At 56.3% G+C, this 4,121-nt stretch carries 5 protein-coding genes; all 5 read left to right on the top strand.

The window, feature by feature from the left end:
• Positions 1–54 precede the first annotated feature (54 nt).
• The gene (locus ABYV26_RS22165; RefSeq protein WP_372683536.1) at positions 55–1,977 is read left to right on the top strand and encodes a CoB--CoM heterodisulfide reductase iron-sulfur subunit A family protein; all 1,923 of its coding nucleotides are present in this window, start codon (positions 55–57) and stop codon (positions 1,975–1,977) included.
• Positions 1,978–2,030: 53 nt separating this feature from the next.
• Positions 2,031–2,324 (top strand): hypothetical protein, encoded by a 294-nt coding sequence (locus ABYV26_RS22160; RefSeq protein ID WP_372683535.1) that lies wholly within the window; start codon positions 2,031–2,033, stop codon positions 2,322–2,324.
• A gap of 27 nt (positions 2,325–2,351) precedes the next feature.
• Positions 2,352–2,654, top strand: a complete 303-nt coding sequence (locus ABYV26_RS22155; protein WP_372683534.1) for a 4Fe-4S dicluster domain-containing protein — start codon at positions 2,352–2,354, stop codon at positions 2,652–2,654.
• Complete coding sequence (locus ABYV26_RS22150; protein ID WP_372683533.1) at positions 2,655–3,584, top strand: (Fe-S)-binding protein; 930 nt, start codon at positions 2,655–2,657, stop codon at positions 3,582–3,584.
• Positions 3,585–3,752: 168 nt separating this feature from the next.
• Positions 3,753–4,121, top strand: a 369-nt coding sequence (locus ABYV26_RS22145) for a DsrE family protein (protein ID WP_372683532.1), incomplete at its 3' end; no start/stop codon positions are given.

Genomic DNA, 4,121 nt, shown 5'->3' with positions numbered 1-4,121 from the left:
TTTTGCTGTTTGCGGTTTGTTGTTTCCGGTTTATCCGGGTTAGGAGATGCAGGCATGGCAGAAGAGCAAAACAACGCGAACCCTACGGAACCCGGAAAAGTAGGCGTCTACATCTGCTACTGCGGTGGAAATATATCGGACCACGTCGATGTGGAGACGGTTCGTGACCGGGTGGAAAAGCTGCCCGGCGTCTCCGTGGCCCGGACCAATATGTTCATGTGCTCGGACCCGGGCCAGGAGTTGATCATGGAGGACCTGAAAAACGGCACCGTCAATCGGGTCGTGGTGGCCTCCTGCGCGCCCAGTCTCCATGAAACCACATTTCGCAACACCCTGATCCGTGCCGGGATGAATCCCTATATTTACGACCATGCCAACATTCGCGAGCATGTCAGCTGGGTCCATCACGGGCAAGCGGCCACCGACAAGGCCACCCGCCTGGTTTCGGCAGCCGCGGCCAAGGCCGAGCAGCTCAACCCCTTGGCGCCGATTCGTGTCGATGCAACGCCTCACGCGACGGTTATCGGCGGCGGTATCGCCGGTCTGCGCGCGGCAAAGGACCTGGCCGATCGGGGGATCGCCGTCTCGCTGATCGAGAAATCACCGTTTATCGGCGGTCAGCTGGCCCGCCTCGATCGGATTGCCCCCACCGGGGACAACGCGGCCGATCTGGTGAAAGGCCTCGCCGGACGGGTTCTGGCCGACCCCAACATTACCGTTCACACCTGTGCGGCCGTCGACTCCTTCGAGGGCTATGTGGGAAGCTTTACGCTCGGCGTTCGAAAGCAAGCACCGAAATTCCCTCATGCAGACGATAAAGGCAAAGGAAGCAGCATGGACGGGGTCAGCCCGGGTGACTATGTGCCATTTTGCGGAGTATACCCGAATCCGGTTCCAACGGAAGCCGACGCCTTGACCATCGAAACCGGTGTCATTGTGCTGGCCACCGGGTTTAAGTCCTATGTCCCGCGTCGCGGAGAGTATGGCTACCGAGATTTTAAAGAAGTCATCACCCTGACCGACTTGATCCAGACCCTGGCCGAAAAACCCGCGGCGGGAGACCGGTTGAACGTCAACGGCAGACCCATCAGAAGCCTTGCCATGATTCACTGCGTCGGCAGCCGCCACATTCCCGGAATTCACCCTGAAGACGCGTCCGGAAATTTGAACGAATACTGTTCCCGCACCTGCTGTTCGGCAACGCTCAGTGCGGCCACGATGGTCCGGCAAACCTATCCCGGCACCAGCGTCTACGAGTTCTACCGGGATATCCGGACCTATGGCCGCGGTCAGGAAGACCTTTACAACGATGCCGCCAAAAACAAGGTAGTCTTTTTGCGATATGAAGCGGAAGACCCTCCCCAGGTGGTTGAAAACACGGATGACGGTGACTATCCGCTGCGGGTCGACGTCAATGACACCCTGACCTTCGGCGAAGCAGTCAATGTGCCGGCGGACCTGGTGGTTCTGGCCACGGGCATGGAACCCACCGGCATCTCCGAGTTGGTGAACATGATGAAACTGCCGGTGGGCACGGATCGCTTCCTTCTGGAGGTGCATCCGAAGCTGCGCCCGGTCGAACTGCCCCAGACGGGCATCTTGCTCGCCGGTACCTGCCAGGCCCCCATGGATGTCGGCGAGGCCTGCAACGGTGCAAGCGCGGCGGCGGTCAAGGCGGCAGCGCTGCTGGGCCGAGGCTATGTGGAGCTGGATCCGTTCGTTGCCGACGTCGATACCGCCAAATGCAACGGAACCGGGTCCTGTGTAGATGCCTGTCTGGTGGAAGGCGCCCTGCGCCTGGTGGAGACGGAGGTGGATGGAAAGATGGTGCCGCGCGCCGAAGTGACGCCGGCGCTGTGTACGGGATGCGGCGCCTGCGTTGCGGTGTGCCCGCAAAATGCCATCGACATCAGCGGCTGGACCCTTAAACAGTATGAGGCCATGGTCGACCGCATCGTCGCCGACGTGGCGGCCTGACCCTAACCCATATGACGTTAAATCAGGCAACACCTTAACCAAGAGGCGAGGCAATGCGTCAACCTGAGCAGGACCAGCAAGCTAAAAAAGCAGCCATGAAAACGCTTCGTGAAGAGCGGAAAACCTTGATCAAAGCCGCTTCGACTAAAATGAAGCACCAGAAGAATGCCATTGACGCCATTTTGGATCAACTCAAGGACGGGGCGCAAACCATTCCCACCCTTGCCGCGGCAACGGGCGCATCAACGGCGGAAACCCTCTGGTACATGGCGGCCCTTAAAAAATACGGCAAAATCAAGGAAGCCGAAAAGGACGGCGGCTACTTCAAGTACCAATTGACCCGGTGAAGACACGATCGCCTTTGGGAGGAAAAATTGGCCCTGGTCAACCCGGAATTTGCAATAGAACTCGCCAAACATGGCAATGATACGGCGCTTGAATGTTTCAACTGCGGCACCTGCGCGGCGATCTGCCCGCTGATCTCCGAACACTTTCCACGCCGGATGATCCGCTATATTCAGCTTGGCGCCAAAGATCGAATTCTTGAAAATGCCCAGGACCTCTGGCGCTGCCTGCACTGCGGGCTGTGCACCCAGACCTGCCCGCGGGGGGCGGATCCCGGAGAAGTCATTCTGGGGTTAAAACGCTTTGTGGTTGCCGACTGGAGGAGGTCTTAAATGTACGACCCCAAGGATATTATCAATCTGATTGCCGATAACGTGAGAAAAACAAAAAATCCGTTCGGCGTTCCCAAGTTCGCGATCAATACCTGGTGGAAAAAAGCCAGCGTTCCCCAAAAGGGAGATGCCCTGCTGTTTACCGGGTTGATGTACCAGTTCATTCCCTACATCGAAAAATCCACGTCCTATTTGACCCGCTTTGAGGATACGCCGTGGGCCAACTATCTCAAGTACGGCAAATATGTTCCCAAACTGCTGTCCGGATTGGGCCTGGCGGCGATCACCCCCGGTCGAGAAAAAAAGAAATTCAACGGCATCCTGATGGATATTGCCGACATCCTGACCAAGTCCAAGGTGGATTTCTATTACGACCCCCGTCTTGATGATTACAGCGGCGTCCTGCTGTACGATCTTGGCGACCAGGACAGCTTTGTGCGGCACGCCAGGTACGTGGCCGCCAACCTGAAGCGAAACGGGATTAAAAAACTGATCACCGTGGATCCCCACACCACCTATGCCTTGAAGATCCTTTTTCCCAAATATACGGGAGAACGCTTCGAGGTTCACACCTATTTCGAATTGTTGAAGCTGACGTCGAAAAACGGCCACAAAAAGATTGCCCTACATGACCCCTGCTTCTATGGGCGATACCTGGAGTTGTCTGACGTGCCGGTCAACCTGCTTGCCAGCGTGGATATCGAATGTGCGCCCATCAGGAACGCGGGGCTTTTCACCAACTGCTGCGGCGGGCCGGCCGAATCCATATCGCCCAAGCTTTCCAAAGCGGTGGGAGAGCGGCGCATTGCCGAACTGGACAAATCCGCCGATCCGATTGTCGCCATGTGCCCCATCTGTTTAGGCAACCTGAGAAATGCGGGCGCCGATGTGGAAGATCTGTCGACGGTGCTTGCCCGTCAGGCACAATAGGTCACGGTTCACGGTATACAGTTATCGGTTCACGGTTAAGAAAAACAGACGGCAGGGGATAACTATGAGGTCTTTTTTTGAGGATTTAGAAGATTGGAAAAAAGCTTAACTGTAAACTGTGAACCGATACCACAATAGAAATCAAACCACTTCACAAGGAGTCGCAACATGACTGAAAAACAAGAAAAGATCCTTTATGTGTGCACCTGCGGAAAAGATCGATCCGAGACAGCCCATATGCCTTTCGTGTTGGCCAATGCAGCCCTGGCGATGGATATCCAAGCAACCATCGTGCTCAATGGGGACGGTGTTACCATCGCTGAAAAAAACTATGCCGACACCATGCCTCCCGGTGGTGGGTTTCCCCCCATGAAAGACCTGCTGGCCAGCTTTATGGAACTGGGTGGAAAGATGTGGGTTTGCGGCCCCTGTATCAAAACACGTGGAATCGACGAATCGGAGCTGATTGACGGGGCCGCAATCACCGCCGCAGGTGCCGTAAATGTGGAAGCCCTCGAAGCTGATGCGGTGTTCGTA

Origin of the sequence: Desulfosarcina sp. (genome assembly GCF_041551955.1) — a bacterium.
Taxonomy (GTDB): domain Bacteria; phylum Desulfobacterota; class Desulfobacteria; order Desulfobacterales; family Desulfosarcinaceae; genus Desulfosarcina.
The sequence above is the reverse complement of the archived record's forward strand: the minus strand, read 5'-3'. Positions and strand labels throughout refer to the sequence as shown.